The sequence below is a fragment of the Pseudomonas sp. ITEM 17296 genome, from assembly GCF_028895205.1.
GTDB lineage: Bacteria > Pseudomonadota > Gammaproteobacteria > Pseudomonadales > Pseudomonadaceae > Aquipseudomonas > Aquipseudomonas kermanshahensis.
Genome location: NZ_WJRS01000031.1, coordinates 18,840 through 42,381 on the forward strand (window position 1 = coordinate 18,840; position 23,542 = coordinate 42,381).

Genomic DNA, 23,542 nt, shown 5'->3' on the forward strand with positions numbered 1-23,542 from the left:
AGGCGTTAGGCAGCCGCCACGTCAAAAGCCTCTGGCGCTTTGACGGCGTTGGCCAGGACGGCCACTTGCTGGCACTTCTGCACGGCCAAGCCCACCGAGCTGTGCAGCAGCGAGCAGCACGGCGCGACCCACAAGCGGTCACCCAGGCGTTCGGCGGCGTGCTGCAGGACGGTAACGGCTTTTTCCAGGTCGCCGGCCGTGTCGTCATAGCCGTTGACCAAGCCCAGCGACAGGACCTTGTAGGCGGGCAGGCGGTCGAGGATGGTGGGGTATTGGTCTGGGGCACGCACCAGGTCGATGTGCAGGCCATCGACTGGCAGGTTGGCCGCCAGGCCGAGGTTTTCTTCCAGGCCACCGAAGTAGGTGGTGATCAGTTTCTTCAGCGGTGCGCGCTGCAGGATGTTGTAGACGCGCTCGTAGGCGTTTTTCCAGTCCTGCGGCAGGTCGAGCACCAGGATCGGCTCGTCGATCTGCACCCACTCGACGCCCTGCGCGGCCAGGCGATTGAAGATTTCGTCGTACAGCGGTAGCAGGCGATCCACCAGGTCCAGCTTGTCGAAGTCGGCGCCTTGGGTCGCGCCCAGCCACAGGTAGGTCAGCGGGCCGATCACCACGGGCTTGACCGCGTGGCCCAAGGCCTTGGCTTCTGCAACCTCTTCGAACAGCTGCTCCCAACTCAGGGCGAACTGCTGATCGGCGCTGAACTCAGGTGCCAGGTAGTGAGCGTGGGTGTCGAACCACTGGGTCATTTCCTGGCCACGTGCCATGGCGAACAGGGTTTGCAGGGTTGGCTTGGCACCGTCGTGGCTGCGCAAACGCTCGGGCACAACGCCGAAGGTCAGCGAGTGGGTGAGCACCTGGTCGCACCAGGCGAAGTCGCCCACGGGCAGCAGGTCGATACCTGCGTCTTTCTGTTCCTGCCAGTGGGTGGCACGCAGATCACGGCCTACCGCGCGCAGCCCGGCTTCGTCGAGCTCACCGTTGCAGAAGGCTTCCTGGGCGTTTTTCAGTTCGCGATCGTGGCCGATGCGCGCCAAACCCAGGTTGTGTGCCAGTGCCATGTCTTGCCCCTCTGAACGCAAAAGTGAATGCGGGAATTTTCGGGGCAACCGAGCCTTGAGACAAACTCATTTAATTTAAGATGAAATCAAGATTTCCTCATGTTTATGTGAGGCCTGTAGGAGCAGCCTTGTGCTGCGAAGAGGCCCTTACGGCTAATACATCTGTACCCGGCATACGGGCCTCTTCGCAGCGCAAGGCTGCTCCTACACAGAAGTGCGCATGACTGGATTTGGCAGTCACTGAGTTTTACGTGCGCGCCTGGAGGATCACGAACTTCGCATTGAACATCGGGCCTTGTAGGAGCAGCCTTGTGCTGCGAAGAGGCCCTTACGGCTGATACATCTCTACCCGGCATACGGGCCTCTTCGCAGCGCAAGGCTGCTCCTACACAGAAGCGCGTGAAAACACCGGTGCAGAGCACGGGGATGTCTTGTTCAGAGCAGCGCCCTACGCATGTGGACATGACCCTCTTGGCCATTTGCCGCACAATGCCACCCTGCCCCAATTCGGTGCCCGATCCATGAGCCTTCTGAAAACGGCGCTGCACGAAAAAACCTTCGTCTGCGTCATGGAGTTCGTCCCCAAGCCGTCGGCGGAACGCTTCGCCGCCATGCAAGCGATCATGGCCCGCGGGCACCTGTGTGGCTGGCCGATGACGGTGGCCATCGGTGATCGCGTTGGCAGCCCGCTGGACATGTCGCCCCTCGACGCCCTGGCCAGCTTCAGCTCGCCGGTGCCGGCCTTGCCGCACTTCTCGGGCAAGGACCGCGAACGCCACCACTTGCTCGCGCAACTGCAACGCATGGACGCCGATGGGCTGGACCAGTTACTGCTGCTCACCGGCGACCGCCTGCCCGGCCACCAACCTGGGCAGCGCCCGGTGCGCTACCTGGAATCGGTGGCCGCCCTGCAGATCGCGCGCCAAGCCTGCCCGCACTGGCTGCTGGGTGCCGCGCTCAACCCGTTCAAGTACTGCGAGGAAGAAGGGGGGGCGCAGTACTTCAAAGCCGAGAAAAAACTCGCCGCAGGGGCCGATTTCCTGACCCTGCAACTGGGCTTCGATGCCAGCAAGCATCAGGAAGCCCAGGCGTGGATGAACCGTCAGCCCAACCCGAAACCTTTGCTGGCGTGCCTGATGAGCCTTACCCACGGGCGCGCCGCCATGCTCGATCACGTGGCCGGGGTGACGGTCAGCCCGTCCATGCGCGACATGCTCGAAGCCGAGGCCGCCGTGTCCAAGGCGTACGCACAGGCGCGCAGCGTCGACCGCCTGGCCCTGCAGGTCATCGGTGTGAAGTTGATGGGTTACGCCGGTGTGCACCTGTCGGGCATTCACGAACTCAAGCAGTTGCTGGCCCTGGAAGAACGCCTCGAACATTGGCAAGCGCAGCTCCATTCGCTGGAACAGTGGGCGCCCGCCTGGGCTGCCAGCTGGCAGGTGCACGGCCTGCCCGCCGTGGTCTTCCCCCCCCCAGCAGCCAGCTGGCGCCAGGGCGAGTCGAAGGTCAGCGCGTCGAGCACAGAAAAAGCGCGCTACCACCTGCTGCACGCCTTCCATGCCCTGCTGTTCAGCCGCAACAACTGGCTGAGCAAGGCATTCGGCTGGGCCGTTCGCCAACCGCTGTGGGCCTCGGCCCCAGGCGCCCGCGTGCTGCACGGGGTGGAACGTGCGGTGAAACGCCCGTTGCTGGGCTGCGACACCTGCGGCCGCTGCCGCCTCGAAGACACCCTCTACATCTGCCCGGAAACCTGCCCCAAAGGCCTGGCCAACGGCCCCTGCGGCGGTACCTCGCTGAACCGCTGCGAATTCGGCGACCGCGAGTGCATCCACAGTGTCAAATACCGCACCGCCAAAGCCGTGCGGCAGACTGCCGTGCTGACTGAGCGCCTGATCCCGTGCATCGAGGTGCAAACCCGCCACCGCAGTTCATGGCCGGCCTGGTTCGCGGCTCAGGCACCTCAGCGGCTCAAGGCTTGCTCAAAGCCTCGAACCCAGCCCGAATCGTAGCCTCGGGCAGTTCGTCGGCAATAAACACCATCACGCTTTCGCGTGCCTCGCCTGCTGCCCACTCGGCATCCCAGTCGAAGCCGTACAGTTTCAGCACGCCCTGAAACACCAGGCGACGGTCTTCGCCGGCAATGTTCAGCACGCCCTTGTAACGCAGCAACTGCTTACCATGGGTTTCCAGCAGTTCGTTCATGAAGTCGCTGAGCCGGTCGATGTCCAGCGGCGTGTCGGTACGCAGCACCAGGGTGGAGATGCGGTCCGGGGTGGCCGGTTTGAGCACCGGGCGCAGGGTGGGTTTAAGGCTGGCGCCCAAGTCGGTATTGAGGTTGAAACCGCGCACATCGAGCAGCTCGGCCAAATCGATGCGCCCGTGCTCGACCACACGCACAGCGGCACGGCCGTTGATGCGCGACAGCCGCTCACGCAGGGCCTCCACCGCCGCCGGCTCGACCAGGTCAGTCTTGCTCAGCAACAGCCGGTCGGCAAAACCGACCTGGGCCTGGGCGATGGCCTGGGTCAGGTGCAGCTCGGCATGGGCGGCATCGACCAAGGTGATGATGCCGTCGAGGATGTAGCGGTCACGCAGGTCCTCGTCGATGAAAAAGGTCTGCGCCACCGGTGCCGGGTCGGCAAGGCCGGTGCACTCGATCACCAGGCGGTCGAAGGCGATCTCGCCAGCGTCCAGGCGTTCCAGCAGCAGGTACAAGGCACGGGTCAGGTCGCCATGAATGCTGCAACACACGCAGCCGTTGGCCAGGGTCATGACTTGCACCGGCTCGTCACCCAGCAGTTGGCTGTCGATGCCGGCCTCGCTGAACTCGTTTTCGATCACGGCGATCTTCAGGCCGTGCTCGGCCTTGAGCATGTGCTTGAGCAAGGTGGTCTTGCCGGCACCCAGAAAGCCGGTCAGTACAGTGACGGGGATAGGCGTTTGCACGCGATGTACTCCTGAAGCTGAAAATGACTGTGGGAGCCCGGTTGCCCGGGCTCCCACAGGTTCACAGGTGTTGCAGGCTCAACAGCACTTGGGCCCGGACTTGCCACCGTAGCGCGCTTCCTGGCGTTCGCGGAAGAACGCCTCGTAGCTCATCACCGGTTTGTCCGGGTGCTTGTTCTGCATGTGTTCGACATAGTTGTCGTAGTCGGGCATGCCGACCATCAGGCGGGCTGCCTGCCCCAAGTACTTACCCAGTCGACCCAGGTCGTTGAACATAGCTGCAGTCCTCTCGTTTACGCGTCAGGCAGCGCCTGGAACGGGGTTTCCTTGTCGGTGCGTTCCTTGCGGCCGAGGGCGGCGTAGCCGACCTTGATGGCGAAGAACAGGATGCTGAAGACCACCAGCAGGAACAGAATCGTCAGGCCCGCGTTGGTGTAGGCGTTGAAGATCACGTGCTGCATCTGGCCGATGTCCTTGGCCGGGGCCAGTACCTGGCCAGCGTCCAGGGCGGTGCTGTACTTCTTGGCCAGGGCCAGGAAGCCCACGGCCGGGTTCGGGTCGAACAGCTTGATCAGGCCCGCAGCGGTGGTGCAAATCAGCAGCCACACAGCCGGCAGCAGGGTCACCCAGATGTAGCGCTGGCGCTTCATCTTGATCAGCACCACGGTACCCAGCATCAAGGCGATACCGGCCAGCATCTGGTTGGAGATACCGAACAGCGGCCACAAGGTGTTGATGCCACCCAGCGGGTCGATCACGCCTTGGTACAGCAAGTAGCCCCAGAGTGCCACGCAACCGGCGGTGGCGAGCAGGTTGGCGCCCCACGATTCGGTGCGTTTCAGGGCCGGTACGAAGCTGCCCAGCAGGTCTTGCAGCATGAAGCGGCCGGCACGGGTACCGGCGTCCACGGCGGTCAGGATGAACAACGCTTCGAACAGGATCGCGAAGTGGTACCAGAAGGCCATGGTGTTTTCACCCGGCAGCACCTGGTGAAGGATCTGTGCGATACCCACCGCCAAGGTTGGCGCACCACCGGCACGGGCCAGGATGGTGTGCTCGCCGATGTCGCGGGCGACCGCTTCGAGCTGCTCAGGGGTGATCAGGAAGCCCCAACTGCTGACCGTCTGCGCCACCGACGCCACGTCGGCACCGACCACGGCGGCCGGGCTGTTCATGGCGAAGTACACGCCCGGCTCGATCACCGAAGCGGCAACCATGGCCATGATGGCGACGAACGATTCCATCAGCATGCCGCCGTAGCCGATGTAACGGGCGTTGGTTTCGTTGTCCAGCAGCTTGGGCGTGGTGCCCGAAGAGATCAGCGCATGGAAGCCCGATACCGCACCACACGCAATGGTGATGAACAGGAACGGGAACAGGGTGCCCTTCCAGACCGGGCCAGTACCGTCGGTGAACTGGGTCAGGGCCGGCATTTTCAGCTCAGGCGCGATGATCAGGATACCGATGGCCAGGCCCACGATGGTGCCGATCTTGAGGAAGGTCGACAGGTAGTCACGCGGTGCCAGTACCAGCCAAACCGGCAGTACGGCAGCGACGAAGCCATAACCCACCAGCATCCAGGTGATCTGCACGCCGGTGAAGGTGAACGCCGGGCCCCAGACCGGGTCTGCAGCGATCACGCCGCCGAGCCAGATCGATGCCAGCAGCAGCACCACGCCGACCACCGAGATCTCGCCAATGCGGCCCGGGCGGATGTAGCGCATGTAGATGCCCATGAACATCGCGATCGGGATGGTCGCCATCACCGTGAACATGCCCCATGGGCTCTCGGCCAGGGCCTTGACCACGATCAGCGCCAGCACCGCGAGGATGATGATCATGATCAGGAAGCAGCCGAACAAGGCGATGGTGCCGGGGATGCGGCCCATTTCCTCGCGCACCATGTCGCCCAGCGAGCGGCCATTGCGGCGGGTGGACATGAACAGGACCATGAAGTCCTGCACCGCACCGGCCAGCACCACACCGGCGATCAGCCAGAGTGTGCCGGGCAGGTAGCCCATCTGCGCGGCGAGTACCGGGCCGACCAGCGGGCCGGCGCCAGCGATGGCGGCGAAGTGGTGGCCGAACAGGATGTGTTTGTTGGTCGGGACGTAGTCCAGGCCATCGTTGTTGAGCACCGCCGGCGTAGCGCGGCGAGGGTCGAGTTGCATCACCTTGGTGGCGATGAACAGGCTGTAGTAGCGATAGGCGACCAAGTAGATGGCCACTGCCGCGACCACGATCCACAAGGCGTTGATCGCCTCACCGCGACGCAGGGCAACCACACCCAGCGCGCAGGCCCCTATGACTGCCAGCGCCAGCCACGGAATATGGCGTAGCAGGCTATTATTGTTGTTCATGGTTTGCTTCCAGCTGGTGGATTGGAAAGACCGCCTATCGAGTCTAGGGCGAGTCATCGCGCATTGCCACACTTGCTTTGGTCTAGAGCCTCTGCGGCCAGATTGCGGTACCTGATGTACCTACCATACTCACTATAGTCAGGTTGTCACCCGGAGAGTCCCCCATGAGCGATCACGACGAACGCCGCCGTTTTCAACGCATCGAGTTCGATGCAACGACCGAATTGCGCCAAGGCCTGCAGCGCTGGCCGACGAAGTTGCTGGACCTTTCACTCAAAGGCCTGCTGGTGGAGCGGCCGGCGAACTGGGAAGCGGACTTGACCCAGGATTTCGAGGCAATTATCCACCTCGACCCTTCCACGCGGGTAGAGATGCAAGTGGAACTGCGCCACGAAGAACCCTCCCGCCTGGGCTTCGTTTGCCTCTACATCGACATCGATTCGATGACCCATTTGCACCGTCTTGTGGAATTGAACGTGGCCGACAGCACCGAAATGATGCGTGAGCTGCGTGAACTCATCGAATAATGGGATCTTTTAGCTAGCTAACATCCTCCCCACCCCGTGTTTCCTGTCTACCCAGACAGCTTTAAGCCTGGGTAGCAGTGCTTTGTACACACCCCTCTAGTACAGCCTCTGTCGACTTGGTACGCGTTCTGCATTGGGCTCTAGCACACCTTGCGAGCCTGCTTGTTCGCGCTCCGATCAAAATATTGTATACAATTGTTGTGGCAATCATTTGTAGGAAGTGTCTACAGTAGCGGCACAACAATAAACGCAGAGAGCCTGCTCCATGACTACGTCCCCTAGCACGTCTCCCGCCAAGCGCCCCGAGGATGAAAACCTCGGCCTTGGGGCCAACTTGGCCTATGGTCTGCAGCATGTGTTGACCATGTATGGAGGGATTGTCGCGGTACCCCTGATTCTGGGGCAGGCCGCAGGCCTGAACGGTGCCGAGATCGGCATGCTGATCGCCGCCTCGTTGTTTGCCGGTGGCCTGGCCACCTTGCTGCAGACGCTGGGCCTGCCGTTCTTCGGCTGTCAGCTGCCGCTGGTGCAGGGCGTGTCGTTCGCTGGCGTGGCAACCATGGGCGCGATCCTCAGCAGCGAGGGCGGCGGTGGCCTGCCAGGTGTGCTGGGCGCGGTCATGGCGGCCTCGTTCATCGGCTTCCTGATTACCCCCGTGTTTTCGCGCATTACCAAGTTCTTCCCGCCGCTGGTGACCGGCATCGTCATCACCACCATCGGCCTGACCCTGATGCCAGTGGCCGCACGCTGGGTGATGGGCGGCAACAGCGCCTCGCCGGAGTTCGGCAGCATGGCCAACATCGGCCTGGCGGCGCTGACCTTCGCCATCGTCCTGCTACTGAGCAAGCTGGGCAGCGCGACCATCTCTCGTCTGTCGATTCTGCTGGCCATGGTGGTGGGTACCCTGATCGCCTGGGCGCTGGGCATGACCGATTTCAGCAAGGTCACCCAAGGCCCGATGTTCGCCTTCCCCACGCCGTTCCATTTCGGCATGCCGGAATTCCACATCGCCGCGATCCTGTCGATGTGCATCGTGATCATGGTGACCCTGGTGGAAACCTCGGCCGACATCCTTGCGGTGGGCGACATCATTGAAACCAAGGTCGACTCCAAGCGCCTGGGCAATGGCCTGCGTGCCGACATGGCGTCGAGCATCCTGGCGCCGATCTTCGGCTCGTTCACCCAAAGTGCCTTCGCCCAGAACGTCGGCCTGGTGGCCGTGACCGGGGTCAAGAGCCGTTATGTGGTGGCCACTGGTGGCGTGATCCTGGTGGTGCTCGGCCTGCTGCCGATCATGGGCCGGGTGATTGCCGCGGTACCCACCCCGGTACTGGGTGGCGCGGGCATCGTGCTGTTCGGCACCGTGGCGGCCAGCGGCATCCGGACCCTGTCCAAGGTCAGCTACAAGAACAACGTCAACCTGATCATCGTCGCCGCGTCGCTGGGCTTCGGCATGATCCCGATTGCCGCACCGACCTTCTACCACCACTTCCCGAACTGGTTCGAGACCATCTTCCACTCCGGCATCAGCTCGGCGGCGATCATGGCCATCCTGCTGAACCTGATCTTCAACCACTTCACAGCCGGTAATTCGGACCAGCAGTCGGTGTTCGCTGCGGCCTACGAGCGAACCATCCAGTATTCGGACATCTCCGCACTGCGCGATGGCGACTACTTCAAGGATGGCAAGCTGTTCGATGCGGAGGGTAATGAAGTGCCGATGATGGAGCTGGACGAGCATGGCAACGAGGCGCCCAGGCGCAGTGCGGTTGCCGAGCATTGACCGCTGATTGAGCGGTTACGCGGGGGGGAGCCGATGCGCATCGTCGGCTCCCCTTTTTTGTTTGCCTGTGCCGGCCTCTTCGCGGGGCAAGCCCGCTCCCACAGGGTGTACTTGCCCATAGATCCCCCAAGGGTTGTATTGGTGTCCAACTTCTTGGGGGCAGTCCAGGGAATTACAGGTTTGCAGTCCACCTTGTGGGAGCGGGCTTGCCCCGCGAAGAGGCCGGTGCAGGATTACTCGAACAGGGCGTCCAAGGCCTGCTCCAGCCGGGTCACGGCAATCACCTGCAACCCCGCAGGCGGCTCCTTCGGCGCATTGCCCTTGGGCACGATGGCCCGCTTGAAGCCGTGCTTGGCCGCCTCTTTCAACCGCTCCTGGCCGCTGGGCACCGGCCGCACCTCACCCGACAGGCCAATTTCGCCAAACACCAGCAGCCCATGGGCCAACGGCCGGTTGCGCAAGCTGGACATCACCGCAGCCAGCAACGCCAGGTCAGACGCGGTTTCGAGTACCTTCACCCCGCCCACCACGTTAAGGAACACGTCCTGGTCGTGGGTGGGAATGCCGCCATGGCGGTGCAGCACCGCCAGCAACATGGCCAACCGGTTCTGATCCAGGCCCAGGGTCACCCGGCGCGGGTTGGCCAGGTGGCTGTCATCGACCAGCGCCTGCACCTCGACCAACATCGGCCGCGTGCCCTCCCAGGTAGCCATCACCACACTGCCCGGCACTTCTTCCTGGGTGCGGTTGAGGAAGATCGCCGACGGGTTCGAGACCTCCTTGAGGCCGCGGTCGGTCATGCCGAACACGCCCAGTTCGTTGACCGCGCCAAAACGGTTCTTCACCGCCCGCAGAAGCCGCAGGCGGCCATCGGACTCACCTTCGAAATACAGCACCGTATCGACCATGTGCTCGAGCACGCGAGGCCCGGCCAGCGAGCCTTCCTTGGTGACGTGGCCAACCAGGAAAATCGCCGTGCCGCTCTGCTTGGCGTAGCGCACCAGCAATGCCGTGCTCTCGCGCACCTGGGCCACGCCGCCGGGCGCCGATTGCAGTTGTTCGGTGAAAATGGTCTGGATCGAGTCGATGACCATGACCCGGGGTTTTTCCACCCGGGCCGTGGCGATGATGGTCTCGATGCAGGTTTCGGTCATCACCTTGAGCTGGTCCTGGGGCAGGCCCAGGCGGCGCGAGCGCATGGCCACCTGCTGTTGCGACTCTTCGCCGGTGACGTACAGCGCGGGCATCTGCACCGCGATGTTGCACAACGTCTGCAGCAGGATGGTCGACTTGCCGATGCCTGGGTCACCCCCGATCAGCACCACCGAGCCGTCGACCAAGCCGCCGCCCAGTACGCGGTCCAGTTCGGTGCTGCTGGTGGTAAACCGCGGGATTTCTTCCACACTGACTTCGGCCAGTGTCTTGATCTGCGCCTGCTGCCCGGTCCAGCCGGCACGGCCGCTGCTGGGCGCGGCCGCGCCGCCGCTTTCGATCATGGTTTCGACCAGGGTGTTCCAGGCCCCGCATTCACCGCACTGGCCGGCCCATTTGGGAAAGGTCGCGCCGCACTCGGTGCAGCCATACAAGCGCTTGGCCTTGGCCATGGGCGGAATCTCCTGGAAAAACCGCCATGATAGCCGAGCGAGACGTGTCTCGAACGCTTCGAGATGCGACAAAACTATTCGTTCTAACCACAGTCATTAGGGCTGTACATAACGCATGAAGCGTTTAAGTGGCTTACACTGCGTTTACCTCACCATTTGTTACAAAGGAATCGAACATGGGTATGATCAGTGAGTTCAAGGCCTTCGCGGTCAAAGGCAATGTCGTCGACATGGCGGTCGGTATCATCATCGGCGCGGCCTTCGGCAAGATCGTCTCGTCCTTCGTGGGTGACGTGGTCATGCCGCCACTGGGGCTGTTGATTGGTGGCGTGGACTTCAGTGACCTGGCGATTACCTTGAAAGCTGCAGAAGGTGACATTCCGGCGGTGGTGCTGGCCTACGGCAAGTTCATCCAGACCGTGATCGACTTCGTGATCGTTGCGTTTGCCATCTTCATGGGTGTGAAGGCGATCAACCGCCTGAAGCGCGAAGAAGCCGTGGCACCGAGCGCACCGCCCGTGCCCAGCGCTGAAGAAACGCTGCTGACCGAGATTCGTGACCTGCTCAAGACGCAGAACCAGAATCGCTTGCCCTGAAACGTACTGGGGCCGCATTGCGGCCCCGTACGTTACCAGTAGTTTTCCACCGCCACCTGCCCCGGCCGCTTGCTCAGGCTCAACTGCAGGTCACGCGCCTTGAGCACCTTTCGGGTTTCATCGATCATCTCCGGGTTACCGCAGAGCATGATGCGCGAATGCTCGGGCGACAGTTCCAGCCCCGCCGCCTTCTCCAGTTCGCCATTCTCGATCAACGTGGTAATACGCGCATTCAACGCACCGGGGTGCTGCTCGCGCGTGACCACCGGAATGAACTGCAACTTGCCGGCAAACTCGGCCAGGTAATCACGTTGCTCCAACCCGGCGATGTCGTCCACGTAGGCCAGCTCCTTCGCCTCGCGTACCGAATACACCAGCTTGATGCTATCAAACCGCTCCCAGGCCTCGAAGTCCTGCAGGATGGACATGAACGGTGCGATGCCGGTGCCGGTGGCCAGCAACCACAGGTCGCGGCCGCCGATGAAGCGATCGAGGGTCAGAAAACCAAAGGCCTGCCGGTCGATCAGTAAGCTGTCACCTTCGCCCAGCCGGCTCAGTTCGCTGGTGAACTCCCCGCCGGGCACCACGATCGAGAAGAAGTCGAGGTACTCGTCATGGGGTGCGCTGACCATGGAATAGGCGCGCCAGACTACACTGCCATCGGCCTTGGTCACGCCAAGGCGAGCGAACTGGCCCGCACGGAAGCGAAAACCCGAATCGCGCGTGACCCGCAGGCTGAAGAGGTTCGGCGTCAATGGCTGAACATCGAGCAGTGTCTGGCGGGTGAACTTTTCGGCGCTGGCGGTCATATCGGGCTCCAAGGTTGACGTGCGCACAGTGTCGCGCAAAGCGGCCTGGATAAAAACCACCGGTTTGTAAGGCCTCACCACGCCGATGCCGCCGATGACGCAGATAATCCTGATCGCTATAACAAAAAATCCCAACGCTACACTAGGTCTTTTCCTACAATATTTCGGGTATGCAATCGGATTGGATCCTGTTGCCCCTTCGGAGTGTTACGGATGCATCACTGGAAGCCTGAGCATCTTCATCATTTTGTCAGCGAGCGATCCCCACGGAAGCTGTTCGACATCGCTGTGCACCTGGTGCAGGACCTGGGCATGCAACACCTCGGGCTGAACATCCGCATCCAAATCGCCACCCAGTCGCCCCGGGTGTACCTCTACAGCAACTACCCCGCCGAGTGGATCGAGTGCTATCAGCGCGATGAGTTCTACAAGCAAGACCCTGCCGCACGCGTAAGCCATTGCCAGACCACGCCCGTGCTCTGGACTGACGAGCTGTACCGTGAAGCCCCGCACTTTCGCGAAGTAGCCTGCGAACATGGCCTGCGTCATGGCTGGACGCAGTCGCTGCACGACCTGCAACACAACGAGAGCCAGGTGAGCGTCGCCAGGCCGGCGGGCAGGATAGCGATTGACGAACTCTATGAAAAAGGCGGCAGCGTGCAGTGGCTGTGCCACACCCTGCACGCCGTACTGTGCGAGCACCACCTGAACGCCCTCTGCCCACCCCAGCCAAAAATGAGCGAACGGGAACTGGAAGTGCTGAAATGGTCGGCCGCCGGCAAGACCGCCGCTGACGTCGCCTGCATCCTGTCACTGTCGCAAAGCACGGTGAACTTCCACATCCGCAGCGTGATCACCAAGACCAATGCCGCCAACAAGGCCGGCGCCATCGCTATTGCCGCCCTGCGTGGGTGGATCTGACAGCCATTTCTGCGACCATCGGCAAAGCCCTGTAGAATTGCGCGGCAAAGCCCGTGGCGATCCGCAACGGGCAGATTCGTACCCGAGCCAGACGCCATGCCTTTGTTGACCACCCCCTACGCCGAACTCGACCTGATCCGCCAGCCGGACCAGGCCAACGACCCGCTGCAGGCCTTCGATGCCGCCGACGAGTACCTGCTCGCGCAACTGCATGAGCAGGCGCCTGACGCGAACTGCCGGGTACTGGTGCTCAATGACAGCTTCGGCGCCCTGGCCGCCAGCCTCGCCGGGCAGCTTGCGGTGGTCAGCAGCGGTGACTCGCACCTGGCGCACCTGGCCCTGGAAAAAAACCTCGCCCGCAACGGCAAGCCGTTCGACAGCGTTCCGTTCGTGCCGGCCAGTGAGCCGTGGCAGGGCCCGTTCGACCGGGTACTGGTGCGCGTGCCCAAGACCCTGGCCTTGCTCGAAGAACAACTCATCCGCCTGCAGGGCCACCTGGCGCCCGGCGCGCAGGTGATCGCCGGGGCGATGATCAAGCACTTGCCACGCGCGGCGGGTGACCTGATGGAAAAGTACATCGGCCCGGTACAGGCCTCGCTGGCGCAAAAAAAGGCCCGCCTGCTGACGGCCACCGTTGCCGAGCGCCCGACTGCGCGCTCGCCCTACCCTAGCCGCTATCAGCTCGAATCGCCGGCGCTGGAACTGGTCAACCACGCCAATGTGTTCTGCCGCGATGGCCTGGATATCGGCACCCGTGCGTTTCTCCCGCACCTGCCGCGCAACCTGGGCGCTGCCCGTGTCGCGGACCTGGGCTGCGGCAACGGCGTGTTGGCGATTGCCAGCGCCCTGGACAACCCTGAGGCCCATTACACGCTGGTCGACGAATCGTACATGGCGGTGCAATCGGCACGCGAAAACTGGCAGGCAGCGCTGGGCGAGCGCCCGGCACTGATGCTGGCGGCCGATGGCTTGGCGGGGGTGGAAAAACAATCGCTGGACGTGGTGCTGTGCAACCCGCCGTTCCACCAGCAGCAAGTGGTCGGCGACTTCCTGGCCTGGCGCATGTTCCAGCAGGCCCGCGAGGCATTGGTGGTGGGGGGTGCGCTGTACATCGTCGGTAACCGCCACCTGGGTTACCACAGCAAGCTGGCGCGGCTGTTCCGCGGGGTTGAACAAGTGGCAGCGACGCCGAAGTTCGTGATTCTCAAAGCCCGCAAGTAACAATCTGCGACTGCCTAAATCCAGGCATGCGCAACCCAGGTAGGAGCACCCTTGTGCTGCGAAGAGGCAGGTGACAGCAGCGAAAATCTATGTGCTGCCACTGGCCTCTTCGCAGCACAAGGCTGCTCCTACAAGGAAGGGCTAAACCCTTTTGATCAATGGGTGGTGAGGCCTGCTGCCCCCATGAACAGGCGCATCACATAGGCCGCCACACCCAGGGCCGCCACACTCATTGCCCAGATCAGCACCAGCCAACCCAGGCGCTGCCACAGTGGCTTCTTCTCTTCCAAGCCATGCTTGCCGGTCATCATGCGCGCCTCCTAGTGATAGCCGTCTTCATGGGTCACCTTGCCGCGGAACACGTAGTAGCTCCAGAAGGTGTACCCCAGGATGAACGGCAGGATGAACAACGTACCCACAAGCATGAACCCTTGGCTCTGCGGCGGCGCTGCGGCATCCCAGATCGAGATCGACGGCGGGATGATGTTTGGCCACACACTGATGCCCAGGCCGCTGTAGCCAAGGAAGATCAGCACCAAAGTCAGCAGGAACGGCGTGTAGTTGGCATTGCGCGCGACCGCCTTGAGCAACCCGTAGAAGGTCACCAGCACCAGGATCGGCACCGGCATGAACCAGATCAGGTTAGGCATGCTGAACCAGCGGTCGGCGATTTGCGGGTAGGCGATCGGCGTCCACAGGCTGACGATACCGATCACCACCAGCAGCACCAGCGCCAGCGGCTTGGCCAGGTCATGCATCTGCAATTGCAGCGGCCCTTCGGTCTTCATGATCAGCCAGGTGCAGCCCAGCAGGGTGTAGGCGACGATCAGGCCCAACCCGCTGAACACGCTGAACGGGGTCAGCCAGTCGAGGGTGCCACCGGCATAGTGGCGGTCAACCACCTTGAAGCCCTCGATGAACGCGCCCAGCGCAACGCCCTGGAAGAAGGTCGCGATCAACGAACCCCAAATGAACGCCTTGTCCCAGATGTGCCGCTTGTCATCCTTGGCCTTGAAACGGAACTCGAAGGCCACGCCGCGGAAGATCAAGCCGATCAGCATGAGGATCAGCGGCAGGTACAAGGCTTCGAGCACCACCGAATAGGCCATCGGGAAGGCCCCGAACAGCCCGGCGCCGCCCAGCACCAGCCAGGTCTCGTTGCCGTCCCACACGGGGGCGACGGTGTTCATCATCACATCACGGTCACGCTCGCCCTTGACGAAGGGGAAGAGCATGCCGATGCCCAGGTCGAAACCATCCATCACAACGTACATCATGACGCCGAAGATGATGATCACGGCCCAGATCAGCGGAAGGTCGATACCCATGGCTCAGTTCCCCTTGCTCAGGCTGACGGTGTTGGCCTCATGGCCATCATCGGCGGCGGACAGCGGCCGCGCCGGCGTGCGTTTCTGGCCTGGGCCACCTGAGTTGGGTTCATCCCCCTCGCCCGTCTTCGGCCCTTTGCGCACCAGGCGCATCATGTAGCCGAGGCCGGTGCCGAACAGGGCGAAGTACACCACCACGAACGCCACCAGGGTAAAGCCGAGCTGAACGTAGCTGTGGTTGGAGACCCCTTCGGAGGTGCGCATCAGGCCATACACCACCCACGGCTGGCGGCCGATTTCGGTAGTGAACCAGCCGGCCAGGATGGCGATCAGGCCGGAAGGCCCCATCCACAGGGTCAGGTACAGGAACGGCCTGGAGCTGTAGAGCGTGCCGCGCTTGCGCAGCCACAGGCTCCACAGGCCCACGAAGATCATCAGGAAGCCAAGCCCGACCATGACCCGGAACGACCAGAACACGATGGTCGAGTTGGGCCGGTCCGCTGCCGGGAATTCCTTCATCGCGGGCACTTGCTTGTCCAGGCTGTGGGTCAGGATCAGGCTGCCGAGGGCTGGGATCTCGACCTTGAAGCGCGTGGTCTCGGCTTTCATGTCAGGGATGCCGAACAGGATCAACGGGGTCGGTTCGCCCGGCACGTTCTCCCAATGGCCCTCGATGGCGGCAATTTTGACCGGCTGGTGCTTGAGCGTGTTGAGCCCGTGGAAGTCACCGATCACCGCTTGGATCGGCGCAACGATCAGCGCCATCCACATGGCCATCGACAGCATCTTGCGCACGGCCGGGTTGTCACGCCCGCGCAGCAGGTGCCAGGCCGCCGAGGCGCCAACGAAGAAGGCAGTGGCGACGAACGCGGCCGTGGCCATGTGCATCAACCGGTAGGGGAACGAGGGGTTGAAGATCACCGCCAGCCAGTCCACCGGCACCACGCGGCCATCAATGATCTCGTGGCCTTGCGGGGTCTGCATCCAGCTGTTGGAGGCCAGGATCCAGAAGGTCGAGACCAGCGTGCCGAGCGCCACCATGACTGTGGCGAAGAAGTGCAGGCCGCGGCCGACACGGTTCCAGCCAAACAGCATGACGCCCAGGAAGCCTGCCTCGAGGAAGAACGCCGTCAGCACCTCATAAGTGAGCAAGGGGCCAGTGACGGCGCCGGCGAAATCGGAGAAGCGGCTCCAGTTGGTGCCGAACTGATAGGCCATGACCAGGCCAGAAACCACGCCCATGCCGAAGTTGACGGCGAAGATTTTCGACCAGAAGTGGTAGAGGTCACGGTAGACCTGGTTGTGGGTCCGCAGCCAAAGGCCTTCGAGGACCGCCAGATAGCTCGCCAAGCCAATGGTGATGGCCGGGAACAGGATGTGAAAGGACACGGTAAATGCAAACTGGATTCGGGCGAGATCTAGGGCCTCTAAACCGAACATAGTGCTTCCTCTTCAGATAATCCGGCGTTCGGGCTTGTGGCCCTGGCGCCTACTGCCCCCACGGTATCGAGTGCGGCGAGTTGGAATTGTTCTGTGCAATCGCAGGGATTCCGGCCCAAAGGCCACATCGTCGGCTGATCGTTGCATTTACAACGATTGATCCAGGTCAACGACTGACTGGAAGCATAGTCCTGAATGGCCAGGCGGGCCGTGTGGTTGATTGCCGCGTGACCCGTTGCCCCACCCTCTTTCATAAACCGTGAAAAAGTGCCGATTACGGCAAACAGTAACTGCTTGTTACAAACAGATGATAATCTGCCGCCCCCTCTACTGCGCCGAGGCCACAGGTTTCCGATGTCCGATTCCGCACCGCAGTTGTTGCGTCATCATCGCCCCTTCATCGCCTTCTGGCTGGCCCGTGTGTTCACCGCCAGCGGCTTCCAGATGCTCACCGTGGCCATCGGTTGGCACCTCTACCAGCTCACCGGCAATGTGCTCGACCTGGGCCTGGTCGGCCTGGTCGAATTTTCCCCGCGCGTGCTGTTCATGCTGCACACCGGGCATGTTGCCGACCGCTATGACCGGCGCAAGGTCGCCGCCCTGTGCCAGAGCCTGCAGGGGTTGATTGCCCTGGCGCTGGCGGTGGGCAGCGCCACCGACAACGTCAGCCGCGAGCTGATTTTCGCCCTGGCCTTCCTGCTGGGCGCGACGCGTTCGTTCGAGATGCCGGCCACCCAAGCCCTGCTGCCCAACGTCGTGCCGCCGGGGTTGTTCCCCCGGGCAGTGGCAGCCTCGGCCTCGGCGACCCAGGCCGCCACCATCGTCGCCCCGGCGGTGGGCGGCTTGCTGTACGCCTTTGGCAGCATCTGGGTGTATGGGCCGACCGTAGGGCTGTACGCCATCGCTTGCGTGCTGACCTTGAGCCTGGACGCGCGCCAGCAAGTGGCCCAACGCGGCCGTGCCAGCCTGGAGTCGCTATTGGCCGGTATTCGCTTTATCCGCAGCCGGCCAGACATTCTCGGGGCCATTTCGCTCGACCTGTTCGCCGTGCTGCTGGGCGGCGCGACCGCGCTGTTGCCGGTGTTCGCCAAGGACATCCTGCTCACCGGCCCCTGGGGCCTGGGCCTGCTGCGCTCGGCACCGGCGGTGGGCGCGTTGCTGATGTCGCTGTGGCTGGCGCGCTTCCCGTTCGAGCGCAAGGTCGGGCGCACCATGTTCACAGCGGTGGGCGTATTTGGCGTGGCGACCATCGCGTTTGGCCTGTCGACGTCGTTCTGGTTCTCGCTGGCGGTGCTGGTGGTGCTGGGTGCGGCGGACATGATCAGCATGGTCATTCGCAGTTCGTTCGTGCAGCTGGAGACGCCAGATGAAATGCGCGGGCGGGTGAGTGCCGTCAACGGCTTGTTCATCGGTGCCTCGAACCAGCTCGGCGAGTTCGAATCGGGGGTCACGGCGCACTGGTTTGGCACAGTGCCGGCGGTGGTGCTCGGTGGCGTGGGCACGCTGGTGGTGACCGGGGTGTGGATAAAACTGTTCCCAACGTTGGCCAAACGCGATCGGTTGCACAGCGGCTGATCACCGGCCCAGGCCCTGCGCGGAGCCTTGTAGGAGCAGCCTTGTGCTGCGAAGAGGCCCTTACTGCCATAAAAAATCGTCTGTCAGACCGGCCTCTTCGCAGCACAAGGCTGCTCCTACACGGTTTTCAGCACAGGCGTTGAGGGTGGCGTGGGTTTGCAAAAATCCCATTCCCCAATGGCCATAGGCCCCCGCCATGCATGCTGGTATGATGCGCGGCTTTTTTCCGCCCCAGATAAAACCACGGCAACCGGTACGGTCTGTGCTTTGCTGATGGGGTCGATACAAATCACGGCGCCGGGGGCGCCTTGGGGAGCGGGCATGCTGGAAAGGCTGTTTCAACTAAAAGCACACAACACCAATGTGCGCACCGAGATTCTTGCGGGCGTCACCACCTTCCTGGCCATGGCCTACATCCTGTTCGTCAACCCGAGCATCCTCGGCGAGACCGGCATGGACAAAGGTGCGATCTTCGTCGCCACCTGCCTGGCCGCGGCCATCGGCTCGACGACCATGGGCCTGATCGCCAACTACCCGATCGCCCTGGCGCCGGGCATGGGCCTGAACGCCTTCTTCACCTACACCGTGGTCCTGCACATGGGCCACACCTGGCAGGTCGCGCTGGGCGCGGTGTTCCTGTCGGCGGTGATGTTCTTCCTGCTGTCGATCTTCCGCATTCGCGAATGGATCGTGAACAGCATCCCACTGCCGCTGCGCTCGGCCATTGCCGCCGGTATCGGCTTGTTCCTGGCGCTGATCGCCCTGCATAACGCAGGCATCGTCGTCGATAACCCGGCCACCCTGGTAGGCCTGGGCGACCTCAAGCAGCCGGCGCCGATCCTCGCCACCCTGGGCTTCTTCCTGATCGTCGGCCTCGAATCGCTGAAGGTTCGCGGCGCGGTGCTGATCGGCATTCTGGCCGTGACCATCGCCGCGATCGCGATGGGCGTGACGCCGTTCGCCGGCGTCGTGTCCATGCCGCCATCGCTGGCACCGACCTTCCTCCAGCTGGACATCGCCGGTGCCTTGGATGTGGGCCTGGTCAGCGTCATCTTCGCCTTCCTGTTCGTCGACCTGTTCGACAACTCCGGCACCCTGATCGGCGTGGCCAAACGCGCCGGCCTGATGGGCAAGGACGGCCACATGCCGAAGATGGGCCGCGCCCTGATCGCCGACAGCACCGCCGCCATGGCCGGCTCGCTGCTGGGCACCTCGACCACCACCAGCTACATCGAATCGGCTGCCGGCGTGAGCGCGGGCGGGCGCACCGGCCTGACCGCCATCGTGGTGGCCGTGCTGTTCCTGCTGGCGCTGTTCTTCGCACCGCTGGCCGGTAGCGTACCGGCCTTCGCCACGGCGCCAGCGCTGCTGTTCGTCGCCGTGCTGATGGCCTCGGGCCTGGCGGAAATAAACTGGGACGACGTCACCGAAGCCGCACCTGTGGTGGTGACCGCCCTGGCCATGCCGCTGACCTACTCGATCGCTAACGGCATCGCCTTCGGCTTCATTTCCTGGACCGCCGTCAAGCTGATCTCGGGTCGCCACCGCGACCTGAACCCGGCCCTGGTGATCCTTTCCATCCTGTTCGTCATCAAGCTGGGCTGGTTCAACGCATGAGTGCTGCTTTCGACCCCTCCTCCTACGCCACCCAGCTGGACGCCAAGGTTGCCCGGCTGCGCGCGCTGCTGGCGCCGTTCGGCGCGCCGGAACCGGCTGTTTTCGACTCGCCGCGCGAGCACTATCGCCTGCGCGCCGAGTTCCGCCTGTGGCGCGAGGACGGCCAGCGCCACTACGCGATGTTCGCCCCGGGCGAGAAGCACAAGGCGATCCTGATCGACGACTTCCCCATCGCCAGCAAGCGCATCAATGACTTGATGCCGCGCCTGAAGGCGGCCTGGCAGGCCAGCGAGGCACTGAGCAATCGCCTGTTCCAGGTGGAGTTCCTCACCACACTGGCCGGCGATGCGATGGTCACGATGTGCTACCACCGCCCGCTGGACGAGGCCTGGGAAGTGGCGGCGCGGCAGTTGGCCGAAGAACTGGGGGTAAGCCTGATCGGCCGCTCCAAGGGCAAGCGCCTGGTGATTGGCCGTGATTACGCGGTAGAGAAACTGGACGTGGCGGGCCGTGTGTTCAGCTATCGCCAGCCGGAAGGCGCGTTCACCCAGCCTAACGGCGCGGTGAACCAGAAGATGCTGAGCTGGGCGTTCGACGCCATGGGCGAGCGCGAGGATGACCTGCTGGAGCTGTATTGCGGCAACGGCAACTTCACCCTGCCACTGGCCACCCGTGCGCGCCAAGTGCTGGCCACCGAGATCAGCAAGACCTCGGTCAATGCTGCGCTGAGCAACCTTGATGAGAACGGTGTGGATAACGTGCGCTTGGTGCGGCTGTCGGCTGAAGAGCTGACCCAGGCGCTGAATGACGTGCGCCCGTTCCGTCGGCTGGAAGGGATCGACCTGAAAAGTTATGCGTTCGGTACCGTGTTCGTCGACCCGCCGCGTGCGGGGATGGACCCGGATACCTGCGAGCTGACCCGGCGCTTCGAGCGGATTCTGTACATCTCGTGCAATCCGGAAACGCTGGCGGCGAACATCGAGCAGTTGCAGGACACACACCGCATCGAGCGTTGTGCGTTGTTTGACCAGTTCCCGTATACCCATCACATGGAAAGTGGAGTTTTGCTGGTTCGGCGTTGATGGGTAGAAATTGGGGCTGCTTTGCAGCCCTTCGCGGCACAAGGCCGCTCCTACAGGGATCACGCGGTCCTTGTAGGAGCGGCCTTGTGCCGCGAAGGGCCGCAAAGCGGCCCCCGTTTCTATCAGAACTCAGAAGTCGAAGAACACCGTCTCCCCTTCCCCCTGAATACGGATATCGAAACGGTACGCCGTCTTCCCATCCACTTCGCAACGCTTGGCAATCAACGTCTCACGGCGCTGCGGCTGCTCGATCAGGTTGAGCACCGGGCACTTGGCGTTGGCTTCGGCTTCATCATCAAAATACAGGCGCGTGTGCAGGTGGATGTTGATGCCACGGGCAAACAGGCTGATGTTGATGTGCGGCGCCATCGGCACGCCGGCCGCGTTCTTCACCACACCCGGCTTCACCGTTTGCACGGTCCACTCACCGGCATCGAAAGTGGTGGCGGTGCGGCCGAAGCTGTTGAAGGCGTTTTCCAGGTTGTATGCATCCTGGTACTGGCCGGCGGCATCGGCCTGCCACAGCTCCAGGAACGAATCGCGCACCAGGTGCCCGTTACCGTCATAGACCTGGCCGATCAACAGGATGTGTTCACCCGGCGCCTCTGGCTTGGCCAGGCGGTTCCAGATTTCCTGGTCGCGGGTCGGGTTGCCGGCCGCTTCCAGGGCCAGGCCGATATGCACGTAGGGGCCGGCAGTCTGCGAAGGGGTTTCCGGCAGCAGTTCGATTGGCATGGCGGGGTCCTCAGCAGTTTTCGAAGTGGGTCTTGCGCTGGCCGCGCAGCACGATATCAAAGCGGTACGCCAGGCAGTCCATCGGGTTGGCGTTGCTCATGTCGAGCTTGGCGATCAACTGCTGCACGGCTTCTGGGTTGGCGATCGACTTGACGATCGGGCACATCGGGATCAGCGGGTCACCCTCGAAGTACAGCTGGGTGATCAGCTTGGTCGCAATCGATGGGCCGCTGATGCCGAAGTGGATGTGCGCCGGGCGCCAGTCGTTCGGGCCGTTGCGCCATGGGTATGGGCCCGGCTTGATGGTGCGGAAGCTGTAGTAGCCGTCGCGGTCGGTCAGGCAACGGCCGACGCCACCGAAGTTAGGGTCCAGCGGTGCCAGGTAGCGGTCGTTCTTGTGGCGGTAGCGGCCACCAGCGTTGGCCTGCCACATTTCCACCAGGGTATTGGGCACGGGCTTGCCGTACTGGTCGACCACGCGACCGGCAACGATGATGCGCTCACCAATCGGCAGGCCACCGTTGTTGAAGTTCAGCAGCAGGTCATGGTCGTGGGCGCCGAAACCCAAGTGGGTGAAGTCCGGGCCGGTGGTTTCGCTGATCGACTGCGGAATGCTGACCAATGCCTGGCGCGGCGAGCGGGCAATGGAGGTCTTGTAGTCGGGGGTCAGGGCTTTGGGGTGCCAGTTGCGATCACGGATCACGAAGCGGCTGGTGTCCTGGGCGGGCATGCCGTTTTCCTCTCTTGGAATTATCTGGACGCCTTGCAGGGCAGGCGGACTTACAGTTTCAGATAAGCCGCGCGGGATGAATACTGAAATCAGCCCTCAGATACATAACCATATGGTTATGGTTTAACACCTTTGTCTGACACCCTCCCCGTTGGTGAACTAATCTTTGTCTTCTTGTTTCACGCTCCGGAGAGCATTCATGGAATGGCGAAAAGGCCGACGCAGCGACAACGTGGTCGATGCCCGAGGTGAAGGTGGCGGTGGTGGCGGCATGCGCTTCGGCGGCGGCAAGGGCCTCGGGCTGGGGGCGATCCTGCTGATCGTGGGCATTGGCTGGCTGACCGGGCAAGACCCGCTGCAGATACTCGGCCAGCTCACCGGGCAGATGACCCAGCAGCAGCAACAGGCGCCCAGTGGTGCAGGCGGCAAGGCGCCGCCAGCCAATGACCAGCAGGCCGACTTCGTCGCCTCGGTGCTGGGTGACACGGAAGACACCTGGAAAGCACTGTTCTCCCAGGCGGGCAAGCAGTACCGCGACCCCAAACTGGTGCTGTTCAGCGGCCAGGTCAACTCGGCCTGCGGCTTCGCTTCGGCGGCCGTCGGCCCGTTCTATTGCCCGGCCGACCAGCGGGTGTACCTGGACATGTCGTTCTTCCGCGAGATGGAAACCCGTTTCGCGGCTGCGGGTGACTTTGCCCAGGCCTACGTCATCGCCCACGAGATCGGCCACCACGTGCAGACCCTGCTCGGCGTGTCGGCCAAGGTCGATGCCGCCCGCCGCAATGGCCAGCGCATGGAAGGCGACAACGGCTTGCTGGTGCGCCAGGAGCTGCAGGCCGACTGCCTGGCAGGGGTGTGGGCCTACCAAGCGCAAAAACGCCTGAACTGGCTGGAGCCGGGTGACGTCGAAGAAGCGCTGAACGCGGCCAATGCCATCGGTGATGACCGCCTGCAGCAAAAAGGCCAGGGCCGCGTGGTGCCCGACTCCTTCACCCACGGCACCTCGGCGCAGCGTGTGCGCTGGTTCAAGGCGGGGTTTGCCGAGGGCGAAGTGAACAGCTGCGATACCTTCAGTGCCCGTAACCTCTGACACGCCTGGGGCTGCCTGGCAGCCCCAGCCTCACCCTAACGACAAGTTACAAATCTGCTGAAAAAGCGTTTCAGCTTCCCTGATCATTGCCGATAACCCCTGCACGAATCAGCGGGC

The 23,542-nt window shown here is 62.9% G+C and carries 20 protein-coding genes and 1 pseudogene; 10 read left to right on the forward strand and 11 right to left on the reverse strand.

What is annotated here, in order from left to right:
- Positions 1-8 precede the first annotated feature (8 nt).
- Positions 9-1,061: pseudogene (locus GIB19_RS24525) on the reverse strand (5-methyltetrahydropteroyltriglutamate--homocysteine S-methyltransferase); the annotation flags it as partial.
- A gap of 521 nt (positions 1,062-1,582) precedes the next feature.
- Between GIB19_RS24525 and GIB19_RS24530 the strand changes: the two are divergent.
- Positions 1,583-3,070 carry a methylenetetrahydrofolate reductase C-terminal domain-containing protein gene (locus GIB19_RS24530; RefSeq protein ID WP_274888351.1) on the forward strand — a complete coding sequence of 496 codons (1,488 nt, stop codon included), beginning with the start codon at positions 1,583-1,585 and terminating at the stop codon, positions 3,068-3,070.
- Here the strand turns inward: GIB19_RS24530 and yjiA are convergent.
- From yjiA to GIB19_RS24545, 3 genes are all read right to left on the reverse strand, one after another.
- Positions 3,030-4,007, reverse strand: a complete 978-nt coding sequence (yjiA, locus tag GIB19_RS24535) for a GTPase (protein ID WP_027595235.1) — start codon at positions 4,005-4,007, stop codon at positions 3,030-3,032. The two genes, GIB19_RS24530 and yjiA, sit on opposite strands and share 41 nt — an antisense overlap.
- Positions 4,008-4,085: 78 nt before the next feature.
- Positions 4,086-4,283, reverse strand: coding sequence for a YbdD/YjiX family protein (locus GIB19_RS24540; RefSeq protein ID WP_027595234.1), 198 nt, complete (start codon positions 4,281-4,283; stop codon positions 4,086-4,088).
- A 17-nt stretch (positions 4,284-4,300) separates the two neighbouring features.
- Positions 4,301-6,367: a carbon starvation CstA family protein gene (locus GIB19_RS24545; RefSeq protein ID WP_012274172.1), complete on the reverse strand. Its 2,067-nt coding sequence runs from the start codon at positions 6,365-6,367 to the stop codon at positions 4,301-4,303.
- A gap of 164 nt (positions 6,368-6,531) precedes the next feature.
- Here GIB19_RS24545 and GIB19_RS24550 point away from each other — a divergent pair, with 164 nt between their 5' ends.
- Together GIB19_RS24550 and GIB19_RS24555 are read left to right on the forward strand one after the other, a co-directional pair.
- On the forward strand, positions 6,532-6,894 hold the full coding sequence (locus GIB19_RS24550) for a PilZ domain-containing protein (protein ID WP_099430434.1): 363 nt from the start codon (positions 6,532-6,534) through the stop codon (positions 6,892-6,894).
- A 265-nt stretch (positions 6,895-7,159) separates the two neighbouring features.
- Entirely contained in the window at positions 7,160-8,677 is a 1,518-nt protein-coding gene (locus GIB19_RS24555; RefSeq protein WP_099430435.1) for a nucleobase:cation symporter-2 family protein, read from the forward strand.
- 233 nt (positions 8,678-8,910) lie between these two features.
- Here GIB19_RS24555 and radA read toward each other — a convergent pair whose 3' ends face one another.
- Positions 8,911-10,281: a DNA repair protein RadA gene (gene radA / locus GIB19_RS24560; protein ID WP_027595231.1), complete on the reverse strand. Its 1,371-nt coding sequence runs from the start codon at positions 10,279-10,281 to the stop codon at positions 8,911-8,913.
- A gap of 176 nt (positions 10,282-10,457) precedes the next feature.
- Between radA and mscL the strand changes: the two genes are divergently transcribed.
- Complete coding sequence (gene mscL / locus GIB19_RS24565) at positions 10,458-10,877, forward strand: large-conductance mechanosensitive channel protein MscL (RefSeq protein WP_027595230.1); 420 nt, start codon at positions 10,458-10,460, stop codon at positions 10,875-10,877.
- 32 nt (positions 10,878-10,909) lie between these two features.
- On the opposite strand, the gene GIB19_RS24570 is transcribed toward mscL, so the two are convergent.
- On the reverse strand, positions 10,910-11,686 hold the full coding sequence (locus GIB19_RS24570) for a ferredoxin--NADP reductase (protein WP_027595229.1): 777 nt from the start codon (positions 11,684-11,686) through the stop codon (positions 10,910-10,912).
- Positions 11,687-11,899: 213 nt separating this feature from the next.
- Here GIB19_RS24570 and GIB19_RS24575 point away from each other — a divergent pair, with 213 nt between their 5' ends.
- Both GIB19_RS24575 and GIB19_RS24580 read left to right on the forward strand, forming a co-directional pair.
- Entirely contained in the window at positions 11,900-12,607 is a 708-nt protein-coding gene (locus tag GIB19_RS24575) for an autoinducer binding domain-containing protein (RefSeq protein WP_027595432.1), read from the forward strand.
- 96 nt (positions 12,608-12,703) lie between these two features.
- Entirely contained in the window at positions 12,704-13,828 is a 1,125-nt protein-coding gene (locus GIB19_RS24580) for a methyltransferase (RefSeq protein WP_027595433.1), read from the forward strand.
- Between the two features lie 155 nt (positions 13,829-13,983).
- On the opposite strand, the gene GIB19_RS24585 is transcribed toward GIB19_RS24580, so the two are convergent.
- The 3 genes from GIB19_RS24585 to GIB19_RS24595 are packed head-to-tail and all read right to left on the reverse strand — an operon-like array spanning position 13,984 to position 16,596.
- Positions 13,984-14,139 (reverse strand): DUF2474 domain-containing protein, encoded by a 156-nt coding sequence (locus GIB19_RS24585; protein ID WP_081717522.1) that lies wholly within the window; start codon positions 14,137-14,139, stop codon positions 13,984-13,986.
- Positions 14,140-14,148: 9 nt separating this feature from the next.
- The gene (gene cydB, locus GIB19_RS24590; protein ID WP_027595434.1) at positions 14,149-15,156 is read right to left on the reverse strand and encodes a cytochrome d ubiquinol oxidase subunit II; all 1,008 of its coding nucleotides are present in this window, start codon (positions 15,154-15,156) and stop codon (positions 14,149-14,151) included.
- 3 nt (positions 15,157-15,159) lie between these two features.
- A complete protein-coding gene (locus GIB19_RS24595; protein WP_274888356.1) occupies positions 15,160-16,596 on the reverse strand; it encodes a cytochrome ubiquinol oxidase subunit I in 1,437 nt (478 codons plus the stop codon).
- A 354-nt stretch (positions 16,597-16,950) separates the two neighbouring features.
- Here GIB19_RS24595 and GIB19_RS24600 point away from each other — a divergent pair, with 354 nt between their 5' ends.
- From GIB19_RS24600 to trmA, 3 genes are all read left to right on the forward strand, one after another.
- Complete coding sequence (locus GIB19_RS24600; protein ID WP_274888357.1) at positions 16,951-18,171, forward strand: MFS transporter; 1,221 nt, start codon at positions 16,951-16,953, stop codon at positions 18,169-18,171.
- A gap of 321 nt (positions 18,172-18,492) precedes the next feature.
- Complete coding sequence (locus GIB19_RS24605) at positions 18,493-19,788, forward strand: NCS2 family permease (protein ID WP_085273929.1); 1,296 nt, start codon at positions 18,493-18,495, stop codon at positions 19,786-19,788.
- The gene (gene trmA, locus GIB19_RS24610; RefSeq protein WP_274888358.1) at positions 19,785-20,870 is read left to right on the forward strand and encodes a tRNA (uridine(54)-C5)-methyltransferase TrmA; all 1,086 of its coding nucleotides are present in this window, start codon (positions 19,785-19,787) and stop codon (positions 20,868-20,870) included. The genes GIB19_RS24605 and trmA overlap by 4 nt, the downstream gene beginning before the upstream one ends.
- Before the next feature lie 129 nt (positions 20,871-20,999).
- On the opposite strand, the gene pcaG is transcribed toward trmA, so the two are convergent.
- Together pcaG and pcaH are read right to left on the reverse strand one after the other, a co-directional pair.
- Entirely contained in the window at positions 21,000-21,605 is a 606-nt protein-coding gene (gene pcaG, locus GIB19_RS24615) for a protocatechuate 3,4-dioxygenase subunit alpha (protein ID WP_099430440.1), read from the reverse strand.
- Positions 21,606-21,615: 10 nt separating this feature from the next.
- The gene (pcaH, locus tag GIB19_RS24620; RefSeq protein ID WP_027595440.1) at positions 21,616-22,335 is read right to left on the reverse strand and encodes a protocatechuate 3,4-dioxygenase subunit beta; all 720 of its coding nucleotides are present in this window, start codon (positions 22,333-22,335) and stop codon (positions 21,616-21,618) included.
- 199 nt (positions 22,336-22,534) lie between these two features.
- Here pcaH and ypfJ point away from each other — a divergent pair, with 199 nt between their 5' ends.
- Complete coding sequence (gene ypfJ, locus GIB19_RS24625) at positions 22,535-23,425, forward strand: KPN_02809 family neutral zinc metallopeptidase (protein ID WP_099430441.1); 891 nt, start codon at positions 22,535-22,537, stop codon at positions 23,423-23,425.
- Positions 23,426-23,542: the final 117 nt, after the last annotated feature.

Bases quoted from the DNA above. Each gene is read 5' to 3' on its own strand.
- GIB19_RS24530 (WP_274888351.1), top strand. From the start codon at position 1,583: ATGAGCCTTCTGAAAACGGCGCTGCACGAAAAAACCTTCGTCTGCGTC.
- GIB19_RS24605 (WP_085273929.1), top strand. From the start codon at position 18,493: ATGCTGGAAAGGCTGTTTCAACTAAAAGCACACAACACCAATGTGCGC.
- cydB (WP_027595434.1), bottom strand. From the start codon at position 15,156: ATGGGTATCGACCTTCCGCTGATCTGGGCCGTGATCATCATCTTCGGC.
- GIB19_RS24580 (WP_027595433.1), top strand. From the start codon at position 12,704: ATGCCTTTGTTGACCACCCCCTACGCCGAACTCGACCTGATCCGCCAG.
- pcaH (WP_027595440.1), bottom strand. From the start codon at position 22,335: ATGCCCGCCCAGGACACCAGCCGCTTCGTGATCCGTGATCGCAACTGG.
- GIB19_RS24555 (WP_099430435.1), top strand. From the start codon at position 7,160: ATGACTACGTCCCCTAGCACGTCTCCCGCCAAGCGCCCCGAGGATGAA.
- GIB19_RS24570 (WP_027595229.1), bottom strand. From the start codon at position 11,686: ATGACCGCCAGCGCCGAAAAGTTCACCCGCCAGACACTGCTCGATGTT.
- pcaG (WP_099430440.1), bottom strand. From the start codon at position 21,605: ATGCCAATCGAACTGCTGCCGGAAACCCCTTCGCAGACTGCCGGCCCC.
- GIB19_RS24600 (WP_274888357.1), top strand. From the start codon at position 16,951: ATGTCCGATTCCGCACCGCAGTTGTTGCGTCATCATCGCCCCTTCATC.
- trmA (WP_274888358.1), top strand. From the start codon at position 19,785: ATGAGTGCTGCTTTCGACCCCTCCTCCTACGCCACCCAGCTGGACGCC.
- GIB19_RS24540 (WP_027595234.1), bottom strand. From the start codon at position 4,283: ATGTTCAACGACCTGGGTCGACTGGGTAAGTACTTGGGGCAGGCAGCC.
- GIB19_RS24595 (WP_274888356.1), bottom strand. From the start codon at position 16,596: ATGTTCGGTTTAGAGGCCCTAGATCTCGCCCGAATCCAGTTTGCATTT.
- GIB19_RS24550 (WP_099430434.1), top strand. From the start codon at position 6,532: ATGAGCGATCACGACGAACGCCGCCGTTTTCAACGCATCGAGTTCGAT.
- radA (WP_027595231.1), bottom strand. From the start codon at position 10,281: ATGGCCAAGGCCAAGCGCTTGTATGGCTGCACCGAGTGCGGCGCGACC.
- GIB19_RS24585 (WP_081717522.1), bottom strand. From the start codon at position 14,139: ATGATGACCGGCAAGCATGGCTTGGAAGAGAAGAAGCCACTGTGGCAG.
- mscL (WP_027595230.1), top strand. From the start codon at position 10,458: ATGGGTATGATCAGTGAGTTCAAGGCCTTCGCGGTCAAAGGCAATGTC.
- GIB19_RS24545 (WP_012274172.1), bottom strand. From the start codon at position 6,367: ATGAACAACAATAATAGCCTGCTACGCCATATTCCGTGGCTGGCGCTG.
- GIB19_RS24575 (WP_027595432.1), top strand. From the start codon at position 11,900: ATGCATCACTGGAAGCCTGAGCATCTTCATCATTTTGTCAGCGAGCGA.
- ypfJ (WP_099430441.1), top strand. From the start codon at position 22,535: ATGGAATGGCGAAAAGGCCGACGCAGCGACAACGTGGTCGATGCCCGA.